Genomic DNA, 16,918 nt, shown 5'->3' with positions numbered 1-16,918 from the left:
CTGATATGTTGGTCAGGCAACTGATGTCGCGATCACCGCGGCGGACGCCGGTAGTCCTGTCAACGAATCGAACGCCGGACCGGAGTCGTCGGCCGGGGATACCGCCGGCCGCTGACATACGGAGGCAATTCTCCGGGAAGCATCCGTCACCTTCCGCCGCCGATCGGTCCGCGCCGGTCAGGCCATGTTCTCGCGGCCGAGACAGGAGAACAACGCCTCGACCTCGTCCCACACCTCGCGGACGTTCTCGGCCTGCTCGCTGTTTCCCTCCTGTTTGAGCGTCAGCGCGTGTTCGTACATCGCCTCGATCGACGGCATCTCGGGGTTCCACAGCGTCCCCCACAGGAACACGTCGTCGAGGTACGGCGTCACGAGCTGTTTGACGTGGATGTCCACCGACTCGATGCCGGTCGAGCGGCCGGCGTCGAGGAACTGCTCGTCGCCGATGATATCCGCGAGGGTACCGTCCCCGATCAGCTCCGAGACCTCCCGCATCTTCCCCTCGGGACCGTAGACGAGGAAGGTTCCGCCCCACGCCGTCGTCGGGTCGAACTCGGCGAGCTTGTTCTGGAACAGCGCGTTCCGGACGAGCAGCTCCAGCTTCGACTCATCGAACGTGTTCGCCCGCGAGCGACCGAGCACCGGCGCGAGCACCACCGCGGGCGAGAAGTCCCGGTCGGGGTCGCGCTGATACTTGTCCTGGACCGGCCGGAAGCTGTCCGCCGGGTCGAACACGTCGCCTCTGATCGACATCGTCGCGTCCCGGTCGAGGAACTGCGGCACCGACGACATCGTGAACGCCTCGAGGAAGGCCACGAGCGGCTTGTTCGCCTCGACGTACTGCGGCGGGTTGTACTCGCCGAGCCGGTCGATCCGCGGACGGATGTCGGCGCCCACGTCCTCCAGTCGCTTGTTGTCGAACGGGATGATCGCGTCGACCGTCCGGGAGGTGCGGGCCAGCCCGACGACGCCGTTCACCTTCGCGCGGCCGCCGAACTCCGAGTACTGGGTTCCCTCCGAGGGGATCACGACGCTGCTGAACAGCGGCTTCGAGACGATCCCGTCGTCGAGCACCTTCTCGCGGAGCTTCTCGGCGAGGACGGGCGTCGCGCCGCAGCCCGTTCCCTTGGTGACGCTTTGGACGAACATCGCGGCCTGCGAGTCCCGTATCCGGTCGCGTCCGAGGTCCCACCGCTCCTGGAACGGGTCGGCGCCGTCGGCGAAGTCGGCCTCGATCAGGTCGCGCCCGAGGTCCCACCGGTAGCCGGCGCCGGCGTAGTCGTGTTCGCCGAAGCCGATGATGCAGTTCGGGAGGAGGTCGTTGCGGCTGTACCCCTTCTCTTCCTGAGCGTAGTACGTCTGTTCGAGCTCGCTGACGTTTGTGTTCAACAGGCCGTATCCCGCCAGCCCGCCCTGCCAGATCCGGGCGCGACGCTCGTTGTTCTCCTCCAGCGTCGCGCGCCGGAGTAGGATCGCGTCGAGGATGTTGTTGCCCGCGCCGCCGACGCCGACGAGGTACCACTTCTTCCCGTACGCATCGTCCATCAGGTCGTCGCTCGGCGTTTCGGTCCCCGAGGGCGACGGCGTCGTCGCTCGCCCGAACTCCTCGGTGTCCGCCGGGTCCGTCCCGTCGCTCGTCTCGTCGGCGGTGGGGTCGCCCTCGGACATCGCCGCCCCCTTAAGGTCCGGGTACACCTGTTCGACCGATGCGGGCTCGTCCGCGTGGGCCCGGGCCAGGTGTTCGACGAGCGACCCCCCCGCCCACTTGTCCGAGCGCTGCATACAGATCTTACAGATGTCGGTCATGTTCGGATACGGTATCGGGAGTGACGGAGATACATAAAACATTGCGGACGCGGCCGGTTGCGCCCGTTTTCGTTGCCGGAACCTGACACGATTTTGCCGGTGCTCCCTCCCGCCTACCCCCCGTGTCGCTCCGTGAACCGATCCCGGAGCGCGTCGAGACCGGCGGACGCGGCGGTCCCCTCGCTGAACTCGACCTCGAAGAACCCGGGCGGCGCGTTCTCCTGTAGCGTCACCGACGCGACGAGGTCCGTCTGTCGCCGGCAGAACGTCGCCAGCGGTTCGATCACCTCGCGGCGCGCCACCGCGTCGGGGAGCCGTTCGGTCTGGCACTCGACGGCGCCGCTCCCGCCCCGGCCGTCGAGCTCCCGGAGCACGAAGAGGATCTCGTCCGCGACCGCGTCCGGCGTGAGCTGTTCGCGGCCCCCGCTCTCCTCCCGCCCCGTTCCGCCCGCCGATCCGATCGACGAGGAGGCGTCAGACGCCTCGCGGCCGGAACCGGACTCCCTCTCACCGGGGGCGGAGGACGCGTCGTTGCCGGACCGCGAGCGTCCCTCACCGCCGGACTGCGGGGACCCTCTACCGCCGGTGACGACGAGCTCGTCCCCGTCGCGTTCGACCCCCACGGCGTACTGCCGGTCGAGGATCGGGACGAGGTCGTCGACGAACGCGTCGGCCACGCCGTCCGGGACGCCGACGCGGCCCCTCCCGTGGTCGATCGTGCCGGTGACGCCGCCGAGGAAGTCGACGGCCAGCAGCAGGTCGTCGCCGGCCCGCCGCGCGTCGCGGACCGCCCGGTCGGCGTCGTCGAACGCGCAGGCGTGGAGCGACCGGTCCGCGGCGTCGAGCCGGCGCTCGATATCGCGGACTCCGGGAAGCGCCTGGTGGCGCCCGTCGACGACGAACTCCCGCACCCGGTCGGCGAGCGCGCCGTCGAAGCGGTCGGTCATCTCCCGGACGTCCGCGAGGGTGCGCTCCGCCTCGTGCCGCTCGTCGAGGTACGACTCCTCCCGGCGGCGGACGTGCGACTCGATGTCGCGACAGTGCTCGTGGACCGCCGCGACGGTCCGAGCGGTTTCGTGCAGGCCGCGGTCGGCGAGCGCGTCCCGGACGACGGTTTCCAAGTCCGCCACGTGGACCGTCTCGCCGCCGGGCGGGACCGTCAGTTCGCGGAACCGCCCCGGCAGGTTCACCACGTCGTAGGTCCCGCCGAGCGACGAGGTCACGGTCGGGTCGAACCGTCCCTCGTCGAGCGCGTCCTCGATCGCCTGTCGGAGGTCGCGCTCCATCGCGTCGACCGTGCCCGGTCCCGCGTTCCGGTCGAGCGGGAACCGGTCGCGGACCCGCGCGACCGCGTCCGGCGCGGCCGGTTCCAGTCGGTCGAGAGTCCGTTCGCCGACCCGGTCGTCGAACGCCGCGCTCGCGTCGCCGGCGTTCGGTCCGTGTTCCGCGTTCGGCTCGCGTTCCTCGTCCGCCCCGTTCGTCTCCCTCGGCTCGCTCGCCTCCGGGTCGCTCGCCGCGGTCGCACCGCCGACACCGCCCGAGGGGCCGTCGCCACGCGCGGACCCCGACGGCCCGCCGAGCGAGCCGGCGTTCCGGCGGCGGTACGCGACCAACGCCCCGGCCGCGGCGGCGAGAAGCACCGCGGCCCCGACCGCGGCGACGAGCAGCGTCGTCCCGGACTCCCCGGTGATGCCGACGACGCCCCCGACACCCTCGACGGCCTCGAAGGGGACCGCGGCCGCCCCCGGTTCGGAAGCCAGCTCGGTCCGGCCGGCGATCGCCGACTGGACTCCCTCGAAGCGGTCCACGTCCATACGAGCCATGTGTTGTTGACTGGGGTAAAGACCTGTCGCCCGTGCGAGGTGACGGGTGGTACGCGATCCCAATCGCTAACTCGCCCTGCGTCCCACGTCCGGCCATGGACCGCTTCCGGAACACGGGACAGCCGGACTGGGACTGGTGGGGACGGGTGTGGCCGACGCCGGGCGCCACCCTGCGGCGGCTCGGGCTCGCGCCCGGGGACCGCGCCGTCGAGGTCGGCAGCGGAAACGGGTACTTCGCGCTGCCCGCGGCGCGGATCGCCGATCCGGCGACGGTGTACGCGGTCGACATCGACGGGTCGCTGCTCGCCGATCTCGACGCGCTCGCGGCGGATCAGGGGATCGACAACGTCGCCCCCGTCGAGGGGGACGCGCGGGCGCTCCCGAAGCTGCTCCCCGAGCCCGCCGACTTCGCGCTGCTCGCGAACGCGTTCCACGGGATCGAGGACCGCGCCGCGTTCGTCGAGAGCGTCGCCGCCGCGCTCGCCGTCGACGGCCGGTTCGCCGTGGTGAACTGGCGCGATATGCCGCGCGAGGAGACGGCGATCGGCGGCGAACCCCGGGGGCCGCCCACCGACCTGCGCGTTCCGCCGGAGGCGACCCGTCGGGCCGTCGAGGACGCGAGCGATCTGCGCCTCGCGCGGGAGGTCGACCTCCCGCCGTACCACTACGGGCTCGTCTTCGAGCGCTGAGGTAACGGGGTCAGTCCAGCGCCGCCAGCGCCTCCGCCGCCTCGCGGGCCGCCCGCAGGTGGTCGCGGGCGCGCCGCGGGTCGTCCGTCTCCTCGGCCGCGCGGGCGAACCGCGCCAGCGTCCGCGTCAGCGACGCGCGGGCGTCGGCGACGGTCCCCGATCCGGCGGGGTCGGTCGGCGGGGTCGCGGTCGGGTCCCCGCCGGACTCCTCGGCGTTCGCCGGTGACGACGCCGCCTTCGGGTTCACGGCGCTCTGCTCCGCCGCAGTCGGACGCCTCGGGTTCCGGCTCGTGGCGCCCGTGTCCCTCGGGTCTCGGCTCGCGTTTGCGGGGGACGACCGCGCCGGCGGCGCCGACGCGTCTCGGGCGTCTCCCCGCGGCGGGATCTCGTCGCCGTCGGCGGTCTGCGCGTCCGCCGGCGAGTCACCCCGTGTGTCCGCCGGCGAGTCCGCCTGCGCCTCCTCGCCCGACCCGGTCGCCTGACACGTCGGACAGAACTCCTGCCCGTCGTGGCGGAAGATGGGGTCGCCGCAGTCGTCGCAGTGGCGGTTCGTCATCGTCGCGCCCTGCAACAGCAGTTCGGACATCCGCTGGGTGTGTTCGCGCTCCTGTTCGTCCTCCGCGAACTTCTCGCGGAGCTTCTCGCGTTCGGCCTCCTTGTCGAACCCGTCGCTCATACGGGGACGAACGTGGCTCACGAGCAAAAGTCCGGTGGGCTCGGGACGGGGCGGAGCCGATCGAGGCAAGCGGGGAGGGGCGAGACGGGCGGACGGAGAGCCTACTCCTCGGTCTTCGTGCGGTCGTCGGGGTCGAGCTCGCCGCGGTGGATCTTCGAGCCGTCCTGCGCGACCTGCCGGCCGAGCACCGCGCACTTCACGCGCATCGGGGAGATGTCGACGCCGAGCATCTCGGTGACGTCGTCGGTGTCGAGCGCGTCGAGCTGCTCGATCGACATCCCGTGAAGGCGCTCGGAGAGCATGCTCGCCGAGGCCATCGAGATGGCGCAGCCGTCGCCGGTGAACCGCACCGCGTCGATCGTCTCGCCCGCGTCGTCGAGGGCGACCTGCATCTGGATCGTGTCGCCGCAGGAGGGGTTCTCGCCGACGTGCGTGAAGTCGGGGTCCTCGAGTTCCCCGTAGTTGCGCGGGTTCTTGTAGTGGTCGAGGATCTGCTGCCGGTACATGTCCGAGCCCAGTCCCATATCGGTCACGAGTAGGTCCGTGCGAGTCAAAAGGGTTCCGTCGGGACGAGAGGGCTCCGTCGGGACGAGAGGGCTACTCCTCCGACCGGGTCGTTTCCGGGAATCCGCCCGCGGCGGTCGTCGCCGAGGGGCGGGAACGGCGGTCGGCCACGATCGACAGGAGGCGGTCGAGGAGCCGGTCGTACTGCCCGCGCTCGGACCGCTTCTCGAAGTACGCGTCCGCGCCGGCGCCGAACGCCCGCGCCTCCGCCCCGGCCTCGCGACAGGTGGTGTGGAACACCACCGGGAGGGTTCGCCCCTCGCGGCGGAGCCGCTCGACGAGCTCCACGCCGGACCCGTCGGGGAGCCGCTGTTCGGTGATCACGCAGTCCGCTCCGTCGACGGCGTCATACGCCGCGTCCAGCCGGTCGACCGACCGGACCGACAGGCGGTCCGAGACGCGCTCCGCGAACGCCGCCAGCAGCTCCGTCGACCGCGGATCGGGCTCGACGTGAAGGACCGCGATCGGCCCGCCGTCGGAGACGATCGAACCGTCGTCCGGACCGACCGAGCCGGTGGAGCCGGCGGGATCGGTGGAGCCGGCGGGATCGGTCGCGGTGGTCTTCGAACTCGTCTCTGCAGGGTCGGACACGGCGGGTTGTTCGTCGTCAGTCATGTGGGTTGGGTGGCGGGCGACAGCTCGTCGAAGGGAGACACAACGTGCGTTGTTATTCTTCTTCAGTTGATGTGTCGGGCGGCGGGATATTAATCATTGCGCGATCACCGTTGTCACGGCCCGTATCGGCCGATAGCGGAGTGTCAGCGGAGAGTGAACGGAGCGGAAGCGACACGGAAGCCGAAACCGCGGGACCGGAGCGGGCCGAGAGCGGAACCGAGCCCGACGACGGCGAGGCGTGCTGTCGGCCGGGGCGTGCTGTCGGCGCGAGGTCGAACGCGATCCGGGACGGTCCGGCAGACCTACGCGAACAGATCGCGGGCCTCGCCGACGGCCTCGACGAGGGCGTCGACCTCCTCGACGGTGTTGTAGAGGTAGAAGGAGGCGCGCGCGGAGGCGGCGACGCCCAGCTCGTCGTGGAGCGGCTGGGTACAGTGGTCGCCGGCGCGGATCGCGACGCCGTAGTCGTTGAGGATGCTGGAGAGGTCGTGGGCGTGGACGCCCTCGACGTTGAACGCGACGAGCCCGCCGCGGTCGTGGCCCGGCGGGCCGTAGATCTCCACGCCGCCGAGGGCGGTCAGCTCGTCGTACGCGTACTCCGCCAGCAGGTCCTCGTGGGCCTGCACGTTCTCCATGCCGATCGCCTCCAAGTACTCGATCGCGGCCGCGAACGCGATCCCCTGCGCGATCGAGGGCGTGCCGGCCTCGAACTTCCACGGGAGGTCCTCCCACGTGGAGTCCTCGAAGGAGACGCGCCGGATCATGTCGCCGCCGTAGAGGTACGGCTGCATCTCCGCTAAGATCTCCTCGCGGCCGTACAGCGCCCCGATGCCGGTCGGACCGCACATCTTGTGGCCGGAGAAGGCGAGGAAGTCGACGCCGAGATCGTCGACGTCGACCGGTCGAGTCGGCACCGACTGCGCGCCGTCCGCGAAGACGTACGCGTCGTGGTCGTGGGCCATCGCCGCGATCTCGGGGATCGGGTTGACCGTGCCCAGCGTGTTCGAGACGTGGACGACCGACACCATCTGCGTGTCGTCGTCGATGAGCTCTGCAGCGTGCTCCATGTCGAGCCGCCCCTCGTCGTTCACCTCGATGAACCGCACGTCGGCGCCGGTGCGCTTGCCGATCTGCTGCCACGTCACCAGCGACGAGTGGTGCTCCATCTGCGTGAGGACGACGTTGTCGTCCGGGCCGAGCTCCTCGAGCCCCCACGCGTACGCGACGACGTTCATCGCCTCCGTGGTGTTCTTCGTAAAGACGATCTCCTCGCGGCCCGACGCGCCGACGAAGTCGGCGACGGTGTCGTGGGCCCGCTCGTAGGCGACGGAGGCCTCCTGGCTCAGCTGGTGGATCCCGCGGTGGACGTTGGCGTTGTAGCCGCGGTAGTAGTCCGCGATCGTGTCGACGACCGCGTCCGGCGTGTGCGAGGTCGCCGCGCTGTCGAGGTAGACGAGCGGGGTGTCGTCGCCCGCGCCCTCGCCCGGCGACTCCGGATCGCCGCCGACCTTCCGGTCGAGGATCGGGAAATCGGCGCGGACGGCCTCGACGTCGAACGGGTACTGTTCCTGAACTCCCATACCCGGATCTGGGTCCCGAGCACTAACACACCTTCGGTCCGGTACGTGTTGCCAGTGTCTCGGAGGTGTATTTGGTGAACCTCACAGCCGGTTCGGCCTTATCAACCCCGTTGTGACCTCTCATACAAGAGAGTACGTTTCGTGTGTTCTTCGCTAGACTCGAAAGTGATCTCGTCCACATACTAAGGGAGTACGTTTCGTCTGTTCTGTGAAATACGGAGAGTACGTTTCGTCTGTTCTGTGAAATACGGAGAGTACGTTTCGTCTGTTCTTCGGTTCTGTATCTACTTGCAGACTTACGATCAAAAAACCCACTCAGCGGGTCTGCTCAGCGATCTTCTTCCGTGTTTCGACAACGATGTTCGGATCGAGATCCAGTTCGTACTCGTAGTACTGTCCGCCACTTCGGCCCTGATTCTGTTCGTGCCGGATGAGAAAGCCGAGCATATGGAGATCGGAGAGGTGGTCCTGCACGCTTTTTAGCGTCGTCAACGGTGACGCCCCGTGGGCGTCGGCAACGGTCTCGTATACCGTCTGGACCTCCTTGGATCGTGCCGGAAGTTCATCTTCCTTGGCCAGCGTAGCGATCGCTTCGAGAATATACTGGGCGTTCTCGGTCTGATCACGGATCTTGTTCTGGAGACGGCCCCGCTGGACGAGCGTCCGTGCCCGCTCAATGTGATCGTCGATCACATGTCGGTCACCCTCCCGTTCTGCGACTTCGGATCCAACACGGAGAAAGTCGATTGCTTGCCGTGCGTTCCCCATGTCCTGTGCGGCGAGTGCCGCCGCCTTCGCGATAGCCGACTGGTCACAGACACCGTCAACGAACGCTTTCTCCGCCCGGTGACGAAGGATCGTTTGGAGTTCGCCCGCGTCGTACGGGCTGAACGAGATCTCCGTCTCCATCAGCGTGTCTTTGACCTTCGGCGACAGCGACTGGCGAAACGTGTAGTCGTTGCTAATGCCGACGATACCGACGAGTGCCTCCGAGATGTAATTGTTCGCGCGTGCCCGCGGCAGCTCGTACAAGAGTGTGTTTGCATCGTCGAGGTGGTCGATTTCGTCGATAACGAAAAGATGAGTTCCACCGATCCGATCGAGTTGTGTGTTCAGTTCGTCGAACGCGTCGCCCGTGCCGAGACCCCGCTTCGGGAAGTTGCTGGCCTCTTCGGGTAACAGACGGTTGACCAGTTGTCGAACGACCATAAATGGCTTCAGGTCACGGCCGAACTAGTGCGCTTTTGAACGCGGGGGACCTCGGTTCGGGTATGACCGATACGCTCAGGCTCGCGACGCGCGGGTCGGACCTGGCACTCCGGCAGGCCGGGACCGTCCGCGACGCCCTATCGAGCCGCCGACGCGACGTGGAACTCCGGCGCGTCGAGACCCGCGGCGACCAGATCCCCGACGAGCTGATCCACCGCCTCGGCAGGACGGGGGCGTTCGTGCGCGCGCTCGACGAGGAGATGCTCGACGGCGACGCCGACCTCGCCGTCCACTCCCTGAAGGACGTGCCCACCGAGGGGATGGACGACGTGGTGATCGCCGGCGTCCCCGAGCGCGCGCCCTCCGGCGACGTGCTCGTCCACCCCGACGGCCTCGGCATCGACGATCTCCCCGCGGGCTCGGTGGTCGGCACCGGGTCGCTCCGGCGGACCGCCCAGATCAAGGCCGCGCGCCCCGACCTCGTGGTCAAGCCCCTTCGCGGCAACGTCGACACCCGGATCGAGAAGCTGCTCGCGCCCCGCCTGCAGGCGGAACACGAGCGTCGGCTGATCGCCTCGGGCGAGGAGAGCGCGATGACGGCGGAAGAGGGCAGAGACGGCGGCGAGGGCGGAGACGGCGGCGAGGGCGACGACGAGAGCGACGACATCGACGAGGAGTTCGACCGCACCGTCGAGGAGTGGTTCGACTCGCTCTCCGATCTGGAGCGCTCGGCGATGGAGCGGAAGGTGGAGACGGAGTACGACGCCATCGTGCTCGCGGAGGCCGGGCTCCGGCGCTCGGAGCTGTTCTACGAGGTGGAGACGACGCGGCTCCCCCGAGAGGAGTTCGTCCCCGCGGCCGGGCAGGGCGCCATCGCCGTCACCGCGACCGATCCGGACGTGATCGAGGACGTGCGCTCCGCGGTCGACCACCCGCGGACCCGGGTGGCCGTCACGGTCGAGCGCACGATCCTCGGCGAACTCAACGGGGGCTGCGTCGCCCCCATCGGCGTCTCGGCGCTCGTGCAGGGCGAGCACGTCCACACCCGCGTCCGCGTGCTCTCGACCGACGGCACCGAGGAGGTGGCCGACACCCGCGATCTCTCGATCCGGTCGCACGCGAAGGCCGCCGAGGAGTTCGCGGCGGACTTGGCCGACCGGGGGGCCGCCGACCTGATCGAGGCGGCGCGCGAGGAGACCGAGGCCGAGGCCGACGAGGGGACCCGGGAAGGGACTGAGGAGGAGGCGGACGATGAGTGAGAGGGACGAGGCGGTGACGGCGACCGAGGAACGAGTCGGCACCGACGACACCGGCACCGTCTCCCTCGTCGGGTCCGGCCCGGGCGACCCGGACCTGCTGACGGTGAAGGCCGCCGAGCTGATCGAGTCGGCCGACGTGGTGCTCCACGACAAGCTCCCCGGCCCGGAGATCCTCGGACGGATTCCCGAGGCAAAGCGCGAGGACGTGGGGAAGCGCGCCGGCGGCGAGTGGACCCCGCAGGAGTACACGAACCGGCGCCTCGTCGAGCTGGCGCGGGAGGGGAAGTCGATCGTCCGCCTGAAGGGCGGCGACCCGTTCGTCTTCGGGCGCGGCGGCGAGGAGGCGGAATACCTCGCCGAGGCCGGTGTCCCCTTCGAGGTCGTCCCCGGCGTCACCTCCGCGATCGCGGGCCCCGCGGTCGCCGGAATTCCGGTGACCCACCGCGATCACGCCTCCTCCGTCTCCTTCGTCACGGGCCACGAGGACCCGACGAAGGAGGAGTCGGCGGTCGACTGGGACGCGCTCGCCGCGACCGGCGGCACCATCGTCGTGTTGATGGGCGTCGGCAAGCTCCAGGCGTACACCGCGGGGCTCCGCGACGCCGGCCTCGCCGGCGACACCCCGGTCGCGCTGGTCGAGCGCGCGACGTGGCCCGACATGCGCGTCGCGACCGGCACCCTCGACACCGTCGTCGACGCGCGCGACGAGGCGGGGATCGAACCGCCGGCGATCACCGTGATCGGCGACGTGGCCGCGACGCGCGAGCGGGTCGTCGAGTTCCTCCGGAACGACGGCAAGCGGGGTGACGACGGATGAGCGACGAGAGCGACGGCGGAAGCGGCGCGGCTGGCGTGAGCGGCGGCAACCCCGACGGTCCCCGCGTCGCCGTCTTCCGCCCCGCCGACGAGCGGATCGAGGACGCGGAGACGCTGTTGGCGTCGCTCGGCGCCGACCCGGTCGCCGACCCGATGCTCGCGGTCGAGCCGACAGGGGCGACGCCCGGTGACGCACCCTACGTCGTCCTCACGAGCAAGACGGGCGTCGAACTCGGGGCCGAGGCGGGGTGGGAGCCGGAGGACGCGACGCTCGTCGCCATCGGCCCCGCGACCGCGGAGGCGGTGCGGGCGGCGGGCTGGACCGTCGACCTCGTCCCGGACGAGTACACCTCCGCCGGACTGGTGGCGGCGCTGGAAGATTGCGTCGACGGCGAGCGCGTCGAGGTGGCGCGCTCGGACCACGGCAGCGACGTGCTCTTAGCGGGGCTCCGCGAGGCCGGCGCGACCGTGACCGAGACGGTGCTCTACCGGCTAACGCGCCCGAAAGAGGCCGGGAAGTCCGCGGAGCTGGCCGCCGCGGGCGACCTCGACGCCGCCGCGTTCTCCTCGTCGCTCACGGTGACGCACTTCCTCGACGCCGCGGCGGAGCGCGGGGTCCGCGAGGCGGCGGTCGACGGGCTGAACGACGCGGTCGTGGGCGTGATCGGTCCGCCGACCGCGGAGACGGCCGCCGAACACGGGATCGAGGTCGGCGTGATCCCCGACGACGCCGACTTCGAGGCGCTCGCGAGGGCCGTCGTCGAGGCGACCGACGGGTAGACCACCGGGGCGATCCATCGGCGAATCTCAGAACCGATACCGAAACGACCGAGCGGAATCAATCGGTCTGGGCGGCAGACCGGCTATTTCTTCGTCTCGGCATAGCTGCAATGCTTGGTAATATCAATTCTGATATCTCGGAGGGTACGTTTATCAGCCGGCGGGTGCGAACGCTTCGCATGGAACCGAGCGAGCGGTGGTCGATGCGGGTCGACGGCGGAGTGCTCGTCGTCGAACTCCCGCACGGGACCGGCCTCTCCCCGTCGGACGGCGAGGCGCTGCTCGATCGGTGGCGGACGCTCGCCGCCGAGCGATCGGTCGACGCGGTCGTCCTCGTGGTCCGAACGACGCGCCCCTGCTCGGACGCGGGCCGGCGGACGCTCCGGCTGGCCGCGCGTGACGCCGCCGAGCGCGGTGCGACGCGGTTCGCGATCGCCGCCGAACGGTCCAAGCGACGCTACCTCGAACGGACCGTCGACGTCGACGGGGCGAGCGTCGAGCCGTTCAACGACGCCGCGGCCGCGGTGCGGTGGGCGAAACGCTCGACCGAGCCGGCATCGTCGGCCGTCTCGGAGTGAGCCGGCGGCGTCGCCGCAGTTCTCTGAGCACGGCTGCGAGTAGCCGCCGCTACCGCCCGCTCTCGACCGCGACGTACATGTCCGTCGCGAGCCGCTCGGCGCGGTCGGGGTCGGCGGACTCGGCGTAGATCCGGATCTTCGGCTCGGTGCCGGAGGGGCGTACGAGCACCCACGCGTCCCCGTAGTCGAGCCGGTAGCCGTCGGTGGTGTTGGGCTCCGCGTCCGCGGTCTCGACGTAGGCCCGCGCGGCCGACAGCATCTCGTCGCGCTCGTCGTCGTCCGCGTACTCGACGTTGCGCCGCACGAAGTGGTAGTCGGTGTACGGTGCGACGACCTCGCTGACGGGCGTCCCGTCCGCGTCCGCGAGCAGTTCGAGGAAGCGCGCGCCGATGTAGGCACCGTCCCGCGAGAGCCGGTACGGCGGGAAGAACACCCCGCCGTTCCCCTCGCCGGCGATGGGGACGTTCGTCCCCTCCTCGTGGAGCTCGCGGGTCCGCGTGATGATGTTCGTCGCGCCGATGGGCGTGAGTTCGAGGTCCGCGTCGTTGACGTCGCAGACATCGACGAGCCGCTGCGAGACGTTCACCGCGCTGACGACGGCGTCGCCGGGGTCGAGGCAGGCGTCCGCCATCGCCGCGAAGGAGGCGTCGCCGTCGACGAACGCGCCGTCCTCCTCGACGAACACGGCCCGGTCCGCGTCGCCGTCGTGGGCGATCCCCACGTCGGCGTCGGTGGTCGCGACGAGCCGTCGGAGGTCGGCGAGGTTCTCCGGGACCGGCTCCGAGTCCCGGCCGGGGAAGTGGCCGTCGGGCGTCGCGTTCACGGTCAGCACCTCGCAGCCGAGCTCGCGGTAGATCCGCGGCGACGACACCGACGCCGTGCCGTGGCCGGGATCGACCGCGACCGTGAGGTCCGCGTCGCCGATCGCCTCGGCGTCGACCGCGTCGATCAGCTGGTCGACGTAGTCGTCGACGACGCCCTCGACCCGGGTCGTCGCGCCCGCCGTCCGCCAGTCCGCGTGGTCGTAGTCGTCGTCGAGGACCCGCCGCTCGACCCGTTCGAGCACGTCGACCGACAGCTCCACGCCGTCGTCGCCGACGAGCTTGACCCCGTTGAACTCCTTGGGGTTGTGCGAGGCCGTGACGAGCACGCAGGGGACGCCGGCCGACTCGCAGTAGTTCCCGACCGCGGGCGTCGGGACGACGCCGAGCCGGTCGATGTCGCAGCCGACGGCGGCCAGCCCGCTCGCGGCGGCGTTGGCGAACAGCTCGCCGGTAGTGCGGGTGTCGCGGGCGACGGCGACCCGGTCGGCGTCCCAGGTCGTGCCGGCGGCCTTCGCGATGTTGAGGACGAGCTCCGGCGTGAGGTACCGGAGCGCGACCCCGCGAATGCCGCTGGATCCGAACAGCTCCATGGGCGGCCATGCGCCGGCCGACGGGAAATCGGTTCCGAACCGGGGCGGAAGCGAGACGGGCTAACACGGTCGGAGCCGACGCGTGCGGTTCAAGCGGGCCGCGCTCTAACGGGTCGCATGAAGCGCACGCGACGCGATCTGTTGGCGACGAGCGCGGCGACCCTCACCGCCGCCGGAAGCGTCGGCGTCGCCGGGTGTCTCGACTTCTCCGCGGGCGACGGCCCGCAGGGTCCCGGTGGGGTCCCGGAGACGCTGACCTGCGAGGACGACGCGTTCGTCCGGCTGACGGCCCCCTTCGACGAGCCGGTCGAGGGGACCATCGTCGACGCCGCGGGAACGCGGTTCGAGCTGGCGACGGAGGGGAACGCCGAGACGTACGGCCAGTCGATGCGGCTCGTGTTCCGCAACACCGGCGAGGAGGCGGCGACGGTCCTCGGCAAGCACGCCTACTTGCTCCAGCGCGAGACGGGCGAGGGGTGGCTCGACGTAAGGGGTTCGACCGGGGGCGAGGCGGTCGAGCTTCCCCGAGCCGAGGAGACGCTCGATCCGAGCGGCGCGTACATCTGGTCGATCGACCTGGAGGAGGCGGCGATCGCGTCGGCGGTCCCCGACCGAGATCTGGAGGTGTGCCCGCCGCTCGGCGCCGGCACGTATCGGTTCGTCTACTGGGGGGTCCCGGACGCCCCGCCGCTCGGCGCCGAGTTCGAGCTGGTGGGATGACGGCGAGAGCGTCGGACGAACGGCCGAACTCCTAAAACGCGGTCCACTCGGAGGGTTTCCCGACCCGGCCGCGGACGCGGAACTCGCGATCGTCGCCCTCGACGCGGGTTTCGACGATCACGTCGAACGGCTCGTGGAGGGTGTGGACCACCTGCTCGTCGTGGGCGGTCGAGTTGACCACGCCGACGAACGGCCACCCCTCTCCCGAGGTCTGGGAGGTCATCACGCGGGTGAACCGGTAGATCCGCTCGGGGTCCCAGTACATCAGCAGCTGGGACAGCGAGTAGACGCCGACGGCGCGGTCGCGGCCGGCCGAGGACTCGACCACGTCGGTGAACTTGATCCCGATGTCGGTGAGGTTGCCGGCGCTGGCGACGTACTTCGTCGTCGGCGTGTCGTCGCGCTTGTCGCCCTGCTCGTGGGTGACGCAGTCGATGACGACCACGTCGTCGCCGTCCTCGCCGGTGATCGACTCGTAGTCGCCGCGGACCTTCTCCGCGGTGCGGCCGGTGGAGATGACGACCGGTCCGGTCGACCACTCGGCCAGCAGTCGGTTGAACAGGTCGTACTTCCCGCTCATCGGCGGCCCGGTGACGAGCACGCTGTCGGCGTCGCGGACAGCGTCGGGAAGCACGGTCATGTGTCTGGCTTGAGAGGGAGTGGGGTAAAACCCTTCCGAGGGATCACTTCCGGAGCATCGACGGGAGGTCGAGCGACGACGGGGGGCCTTCGCGGGGACCCCTCGTCAGTGTCAGTTCCGTTATCGCTCCGGGGAGGGCGGCCGACACGGGAGGCCCCCGGGGGGAGCCCGCACCGTCGACGAGCCGGTCCCAGACCGCCTCGGCGTCGTCGGCCTCGGCGGCGGCGTCGAGCGCCTTGGTTCGCCCCTCGTCGTACGCGAGCTCGATCAGGCTCCGGTCGTACGCGTTCTCGAAGGCGCCCAGCACGCGGTCGAGCTCGGCCGGGCGCTCGCTGCCGACGCCGTCGGCGACGCCGAGCGCGAACGCGCGCTCGACCGCCTCCTCGCGCGTGAGGTCGTTCCACTCCGTACCGAACGTCCGGTCGTACATCAGTGGCTCACCGTCGCGGCCGAGCCGACCCGGAGCCCGCCGTCCGTGAACTCGACGCCCTGAATGTCGGTGTCGATGTCGGTCCCGCGCATCTTCAGCACCTGAACCCCGCGCTGCATCCCGTCGTCTTCGAGGTAGTTGTGCATGAAGACGACGCCGTGCGCGAGGTAGTGCTCCTCGGAGTAGGCGCTCGGGTCGGTCATCTCGGAGATGAGCAGGGTCGTCGCGTCGGTGCGTTTCAGCGAGGAGAGCAGCTGGACCATCGTGTCCTCGTCGTCGTCGAGCAGGAACCGCAACAGCATGGTGGAGTCGAAGACGACTCGGTCGATGTCGCGGGAGTTGATGAAGCCGGTGAGGCGGTTCGTCACCCCCGAGTGGTCCCGTCGTTCTCCCGGCAGGCCGAAGAAGCGCCGACCGTCCGAGGAGAAGGAGTCGAGGAAGGTGACCCGATCGGTGTCGAGCGCGCGGTCGAACCCGAAGTCGTACTCGCCCATGTCGCGACGGATTCCGTCCTTCGTCTCGTGCATGCTGATGTACAGCACGTCCTCGCCGTTGCGGGCGCCCTGCGCGGCGAACTGCGAGCAGAACGTCGTTTTCCCGCTGCCGGGCGGGCCGCTGACAACGTACAGGCGGTTCTCCGGGAAGCCGCCGTCGACGAGGGCGTCGAACCCGGGAACGCCGCTTGAGGCGCGCATACCGATCGACTTCATCGGTCATCGGATAAGGGTTGGCTCCCGGTTCTCACGGGTGAGAACGATCGGGGCCGATCGCGGGACTGCCCGCGGGCGATCGGCTGGTCGGCGGTCGGCGGCTAGCGAACCGACGCGCTACGCCTCGGCCTCCTCGCTCTCGGCGGCGAGCTCGGCGGCGTCGAGGTCTCCGATCTCCTCGACGTCGGGCGAGACCCAGACGACGAAGCGGTCGTCGGACTTGACGATCCCGTTTACTCCCTCGTCGTCGACGGTCGTCGCCTGATCCACGTCCTCCGGGGCCACGTCGCGGACCTGGAACACCTCGTCGACCATCCAGCCGACGGTGCCGCCCTCGTCGATCTCGTCGTCGTCGAACACGACGATCCGCTCGCGGGGTCCTTCCTCCTCGATCGAAAAGAGGGTCTTCGGGTCGACGATCGTGGTCGTGCGTCCCCGCAGGTCCATCACGCCCTCGACGTGGTCCGGGGAGTTGGGTATCCGCGTGAGCTCGCCGGCGTCGACGATCTCGTCGATGACCCCGATGTCCAGACAGTACGTCCCGTCGCCCAGCCCGAACTCCAGCACCTTCGTGGGTTCGGCGTCCGTCTCGGTGGCTGCCATGGGAGA

General features: G+C 70.0%; 17 protein-coding genes and 1 pseudogene. 6 read left to right on the top strand and 12 right to left on the bottom strand.

Features of this window, described 5'->3' with window-relative positions:
- Window positions 1-177: 177 nt before the first annotated feature.
- A complete protein-coding gene (locus ESO89_RS00545) occupies window positions 178-1,806 on the bottom strand; it encodes an FtsZ/tubulin family protein (RefSeq protein ID WP_128903744.1) in 1,629 nt (542 codons plus the stop codon).
- A gap of 113 nt (window positions 1,807-1,919) precedes the next feature.
- Window positions 1,920-3,620, bottom strand: coding sequence for a hypothetical protein (locus tag ESO89_RS18335; RefSeq protein ID WP_164932721.1), 1,701 nt, complete (start codon window positions 3,618-3,620; stop codon window positions 1,920-1,922).
- Between the two features lie 104 nt (window positions 3,621-3,724).
- Between ESO89_RS18335 and ESO89_RS00535 the strand changes: the two genes are divergently transcribed.
- Window positions 3,725-4,318: a class I SAM-dependent methyltransferase gene (locus ESO89_RS00535; protein ID WP_128903743.1), complete on the top strand. Its 594-nt coding sequence runs from the start codon at window positions 3,725-3,727 to the stop codon at window positions 4,316-4,318.
- Window positions 4,319-4,328: 10 nt separating this feature from the next.
- Here the strand turns inward: ESO89_RS00535 and ESO89_RS00530 are convergent, their stop codons facing one another.
- The 5 genes and pseudogenes from ESO89_RS00530 to ESO89_RS00510 form a co-directional block, all read right to left on the bottom strand.
- Window positions 4,329-4,994, bottom strand: coding sequence for an Sjogren's syndrome/scleroderma autoantigen 1 family protein (locus tag ESO89_RS00530; protein ID WP_128903742.1), 666 nt, complete (start codon window positions 4,992-4,994; stop codon window positions 4,329-4,331).
- Window positions 4,995-5,095: 101 nt separating this feature from the next.
- Complete coding sequence (gene sufU / locus ESO89_RS00525) at window positions 5,096-5,518, bottom strand: Fe-S cluster assembly sulfur transfer protein SufU (protein WP_128903741.1); 423 nt, start codon at window positions 5,516-5,518, stop codon at window positions 5,096-5,098.
- A gap of 73 nt (window positions 5,519-5,591) precedes the next feature.
- Entirely contained in the window at window positions 5,592-6,173 is a 582-nt protein-coding gene (locus ESO89_RS00520; RefSeq protein ID WP_128903740.1) for a response regulator, read from the bottom strand.
- 302 nt (window positions 6,174-6,475) lie between these two features.
- Complete coding sequence (locus ESO89_RS00515) at window positions 6,476-7,753, bottom strand: aminotransferase class V-fold PLP-dependent enzyme (RefSeq protein WP_128903739.1); 1,278 nt, start codon at window positions 7,751-7,753, stop codon at window positions 6,476-6,478.
- A gap of 315 nt (window positions 7,754-8,068) precedes the next feature.
- Window positions 8,069-8,983, bottom strand: a pseudogene (locus ESO89_RS00510) (cell division control protein Cdc6); the annotation flags it as partial.
- Window positions 8,984-9,024: 41 nt separating this feature from the next.
- On the opposite strand from ESO89_RS00510, the gene hemC reads away from it, so the two are divergent.
- The 4 genes from hemC to ESO89_RS00490 all read left to right on the top strand — a co-directional run bounded on the left by hemC (window position 9,025) and on the right by ESO89_RS00490 (window position 12,395).
- Window positions 9,025-10,221, top strand: a complete 1,197-nt coding sequence (gene hemC, locus ESO89_RS00505; protein ID WP_128903738.1) for a hydroxymethylbilane synthase — start codon at window positions 9,025-9,027, stop codon at window positions 10,219-10,221.
- Entirely contained in the window at window positions 10,214-11,038 is an 825-nt protein-coding gene (gene cobA, locus ESO89_RS00500; protein WP_128903737.1) for a uroporphyrinogen-III C-methyltransferase, read from the top strand. The genes hemC and cobA overlap by 8 nt, the downstream gene beginning before the upstream one ends.
- A complete protein-coding gene (locus tag ESO89_RS00495) occupies window positions 11,035-11,817 on the top strand; it encodes a uroporphyrinogen-III synthase (RefSeq protein WP_128903736.1) in 783 nt (260 codons plus the stop codon). Before cobA ends, ESO89_RS00495 begins: the two co-directional genes overlap by 4 nt.
- A 179-nt stretch (window positions 11,818-11,996) precedes the next feature.
- Window positions 11,997-12,395 (top strand): hypothetical protein, encoded by a 399-nt coding sequence (locus ESO89_RS00490; protein WP_128903735.1) that lies wholly within the window; start codon window positions 11,997-11,999, stop codon window positions 12,393-12,395.
- Window positions 12,396-12,444: 49 nt separating this feature from the next.
- Here ESO89_RS00490 and glmM read toward each other — a convergent pair whose 3' ends face one another.
- The gene (glmM, locus tag ESO89_RS00485) at window positions 12,445-13,809 is read right to left on the bottom strand and encodes a phosphoglucosamine mutase (protein ID WP_128903734.1); all 1,365 of its coding nucleotides are present in this window, start codon (window positions 13,807-13,809) and stop codon (window positions 12,445-12,447) included.
- Window positions 13,810-13,926: 117 nt separating this feature from the next.
- On the opposite strand from glmM, the gene ESO89_RS00480 reads away from it, so the two are divergent.
- The gene (locus tag ESO89_RS00480; RefSeq protein WP_128903733.1) at window positions 13,927-14,529 is read left to right on the top strand and encodes a hypothetical protein; all 603 of its coding nucleotides are present in this window, start codon (window positions 13,927-13,929) and stop codon (window positions 14,527-14,529) included.
- A 31-nt stretch (window positions 14,530-14,560) separates the two neighbouring features.
- Here ESO89_RS00480 and ESO89_RS00475 read toward each other — a convergent pair whose 3' ends face one another.
- The 4 genes from ESO89_RS00475 to ESO89_RS00460 all read right to left on the bottom strand — a co-directional run bounded on the left by ESO89_RS00475 (window position 14,561) and on the right by ESO89_RS00460 (window position 16,912).
- Window positions 14,561-15,169, bottom strand: a complete 609-nt coding sequence (locus ESO89_RS00475; protein ID WP_128903732.1) for a DUF7504 family protein — start codon at window positions 15,167-15,169, stop codon at window positions 14,561-14,563.
- A 43-nt stretch (window positions 15,170-15,212) separates the two neighbouring features.
- On the bottom strand, window positions 15,213-15,599 hold the full coding sequence (locus ESO89_RS00470) for a hypothetical protein (RefSeq protein ID WP_128903731.1): 387 nt from the start codon (window positions 15,597-15,599) through the stop codon (window positions 15,213-15,215).
- A complete protein-coding gene (locus ESO89_RS00465) occupies window positions 15,599-16,294 on the bottom strand; it encodes an RAD55 family ATPase (RefSeq protein WP_128903730.1) in 696 nt (231 codons plus the stop codon). The genes ESO89_RS00470 and ESO89_RS00465 overlap by 1 nt, the downstream gene beginning before the upstream one ends.
- 132 nt (window positions 16,295-16,426) lie before the next feature.
- The gene (locus ESO89_RS00460) at window positions 16,427-16,912 is read right to left on the bottom strand and encodes a chemotaxis protein CheW (RefSeq protein ID WP_128903729.1); all 486 of its coding nucleotides are present in this window, start codon (window positions 16,910-16,912) and stop codon (window positions 16,427-16,429) included.
- Window positions 16,913-16,918 lie beyond the last annotated feature (6 nt).

The organism is Halorubrum amylolyticum (assembly GCF_004114995.1).
Taxonomy (GTDB): Archaea; Halobacteriota; Halobacteria; order Halobacteriales; family Haloferacaceae; genus Halorubrum; species Halorubrum amylolyticum.
This window is presented reverse-complemented; position numbering and strand designations above follow the sequence as displayed.

What these genes read in the sequence shown, in the direction of transcription:
- ESO89_RS00480 (WP_128903733.1), top strand. Translation starts at nt 13,927, where the DNA reads ATGAAGCGCACGCGACGCGATCTGTTGGCGACGAGCGCGGCGACCCTC.
- ESO89_RS00520 (WP_128903740.1), bottom strand. Translation starts at nt 6,173, where the DNA reads ATGACTGACGACGAACAACCCGCCGTGTCCGACCCTGCAGAGACGAGT.
- hemC (WP_128903738.1), top strand. Translation starts at nt 9,025, where the DNA reads ATGACCGATACGCTCAGGCTCGCGACGCGCGGGTCGGACCTGGCACTC.
- ESO89_RS00530 (WP_128903742.1), bottom strand. Translation starts at nt 4,994, where the DNA reads ATGAGCGACGGGTTCGACAAGGAGGCCGAACGCGAGAAGCTCCGCGAG.
- ESO89_RS00515 (WP_128903739.1), bottom strand. Translation starts at nt 7,753, where the DNA reads ATGGGAGTTCAGGAACAGTACCCGTTCGACGTCGAGGCCGTCCGCGCC.
- sufU (WP_128903741.1), bottom strand. Translation starts at nt 5,518, where the DNA reads ATGGGACTGGGCTCGGACATGTACCGGCAGCAGATCCTCGACCACTAC.
- ESO89_RS00465 (WP_128903730.1), bottom strand. Translation starts at nt 16,294, where the DNA reads ATGCGCGCCTCAAGCGGCGTTCCCGGGTTCGACGCCCTCGTCGACGGC.
- ESO89_RS00495 (WP_128903736.1), top strand. Translation starts at nt 11,035, where the DNA reads ATGAGCGACGAGAGCGACGGCGGAAGCGGCGCGGCTGGCGTGAGCGGC.
- ESO89_RS00475 (WP_128903732.1), bottom strand. Translation starts at nt 15,169, where the DNA reads ATGACCGTGCTTCCCGACGCTGTCCGCGACGCCGACAGCGTGCTCGTC.
- ESO89_RS00490 (WP_128903735.1), top strand. Translation starts at nt 11,997, where the DNA reads ATGGAACCGAGCGAGCGGTGGTCGATGCGGGTCGACGGCGGAGTGCTC.
- ESO89_RS00545 (WP_128903744.1), bottom strand. Translation starts at nt 1,806, where the DNA reads ATGACCGACATCTGTAAGATCTGTATGCAGCGCTCGGACAAGTGGGCG.
- cobA (WP_128903737.1), top strand. Translation starts at nt 10,214, where the DNA reads ATGAGTGAGAGGGACGAGGCGGTGACGGCGACCGAGGAACGAGTCGGC.
- ESO89_RS00470 (WP_128903731.1), bottom strand. Translation starts at nt 15,599, where the DNA reads ATGTACGACCGGACGTTCGGTACGGAGTGGAACGACCTCACGCGCGAG.
- ESO89_RS00460 (WP_128903729.1), bottom strand. Translation starts at nt 16,912, where the DNA reads ATGGCAGCCACCGAGACGGACGCCGAACCCACGAAGGTGCTGGAGTTC.
- ESO89_RS00535 (WP_128903743.1), top strand. Translation starts at nt 3,725, where the DNA reads ATGGACCGCTTCCGGAACACGGGACAGCCGGACTGGGACTGGTGGGGA.
- ESO89_RS18335 (WP_164932721.1), bottom strand. Translation starts at nt 3,620, where the DNA reads ATGGACGTGGACCGCTTCGAGGGAGTCCAGTCGGCGATCGCCGGCCGG.
- glmM (WP_128903734.1), bottom strand. Translation starts at nt 13,809, where the DNA reads ATGGAGCTGTTCGGATCCAGCGGCATTCGCGGGGTCGCGCTCCGGTAC.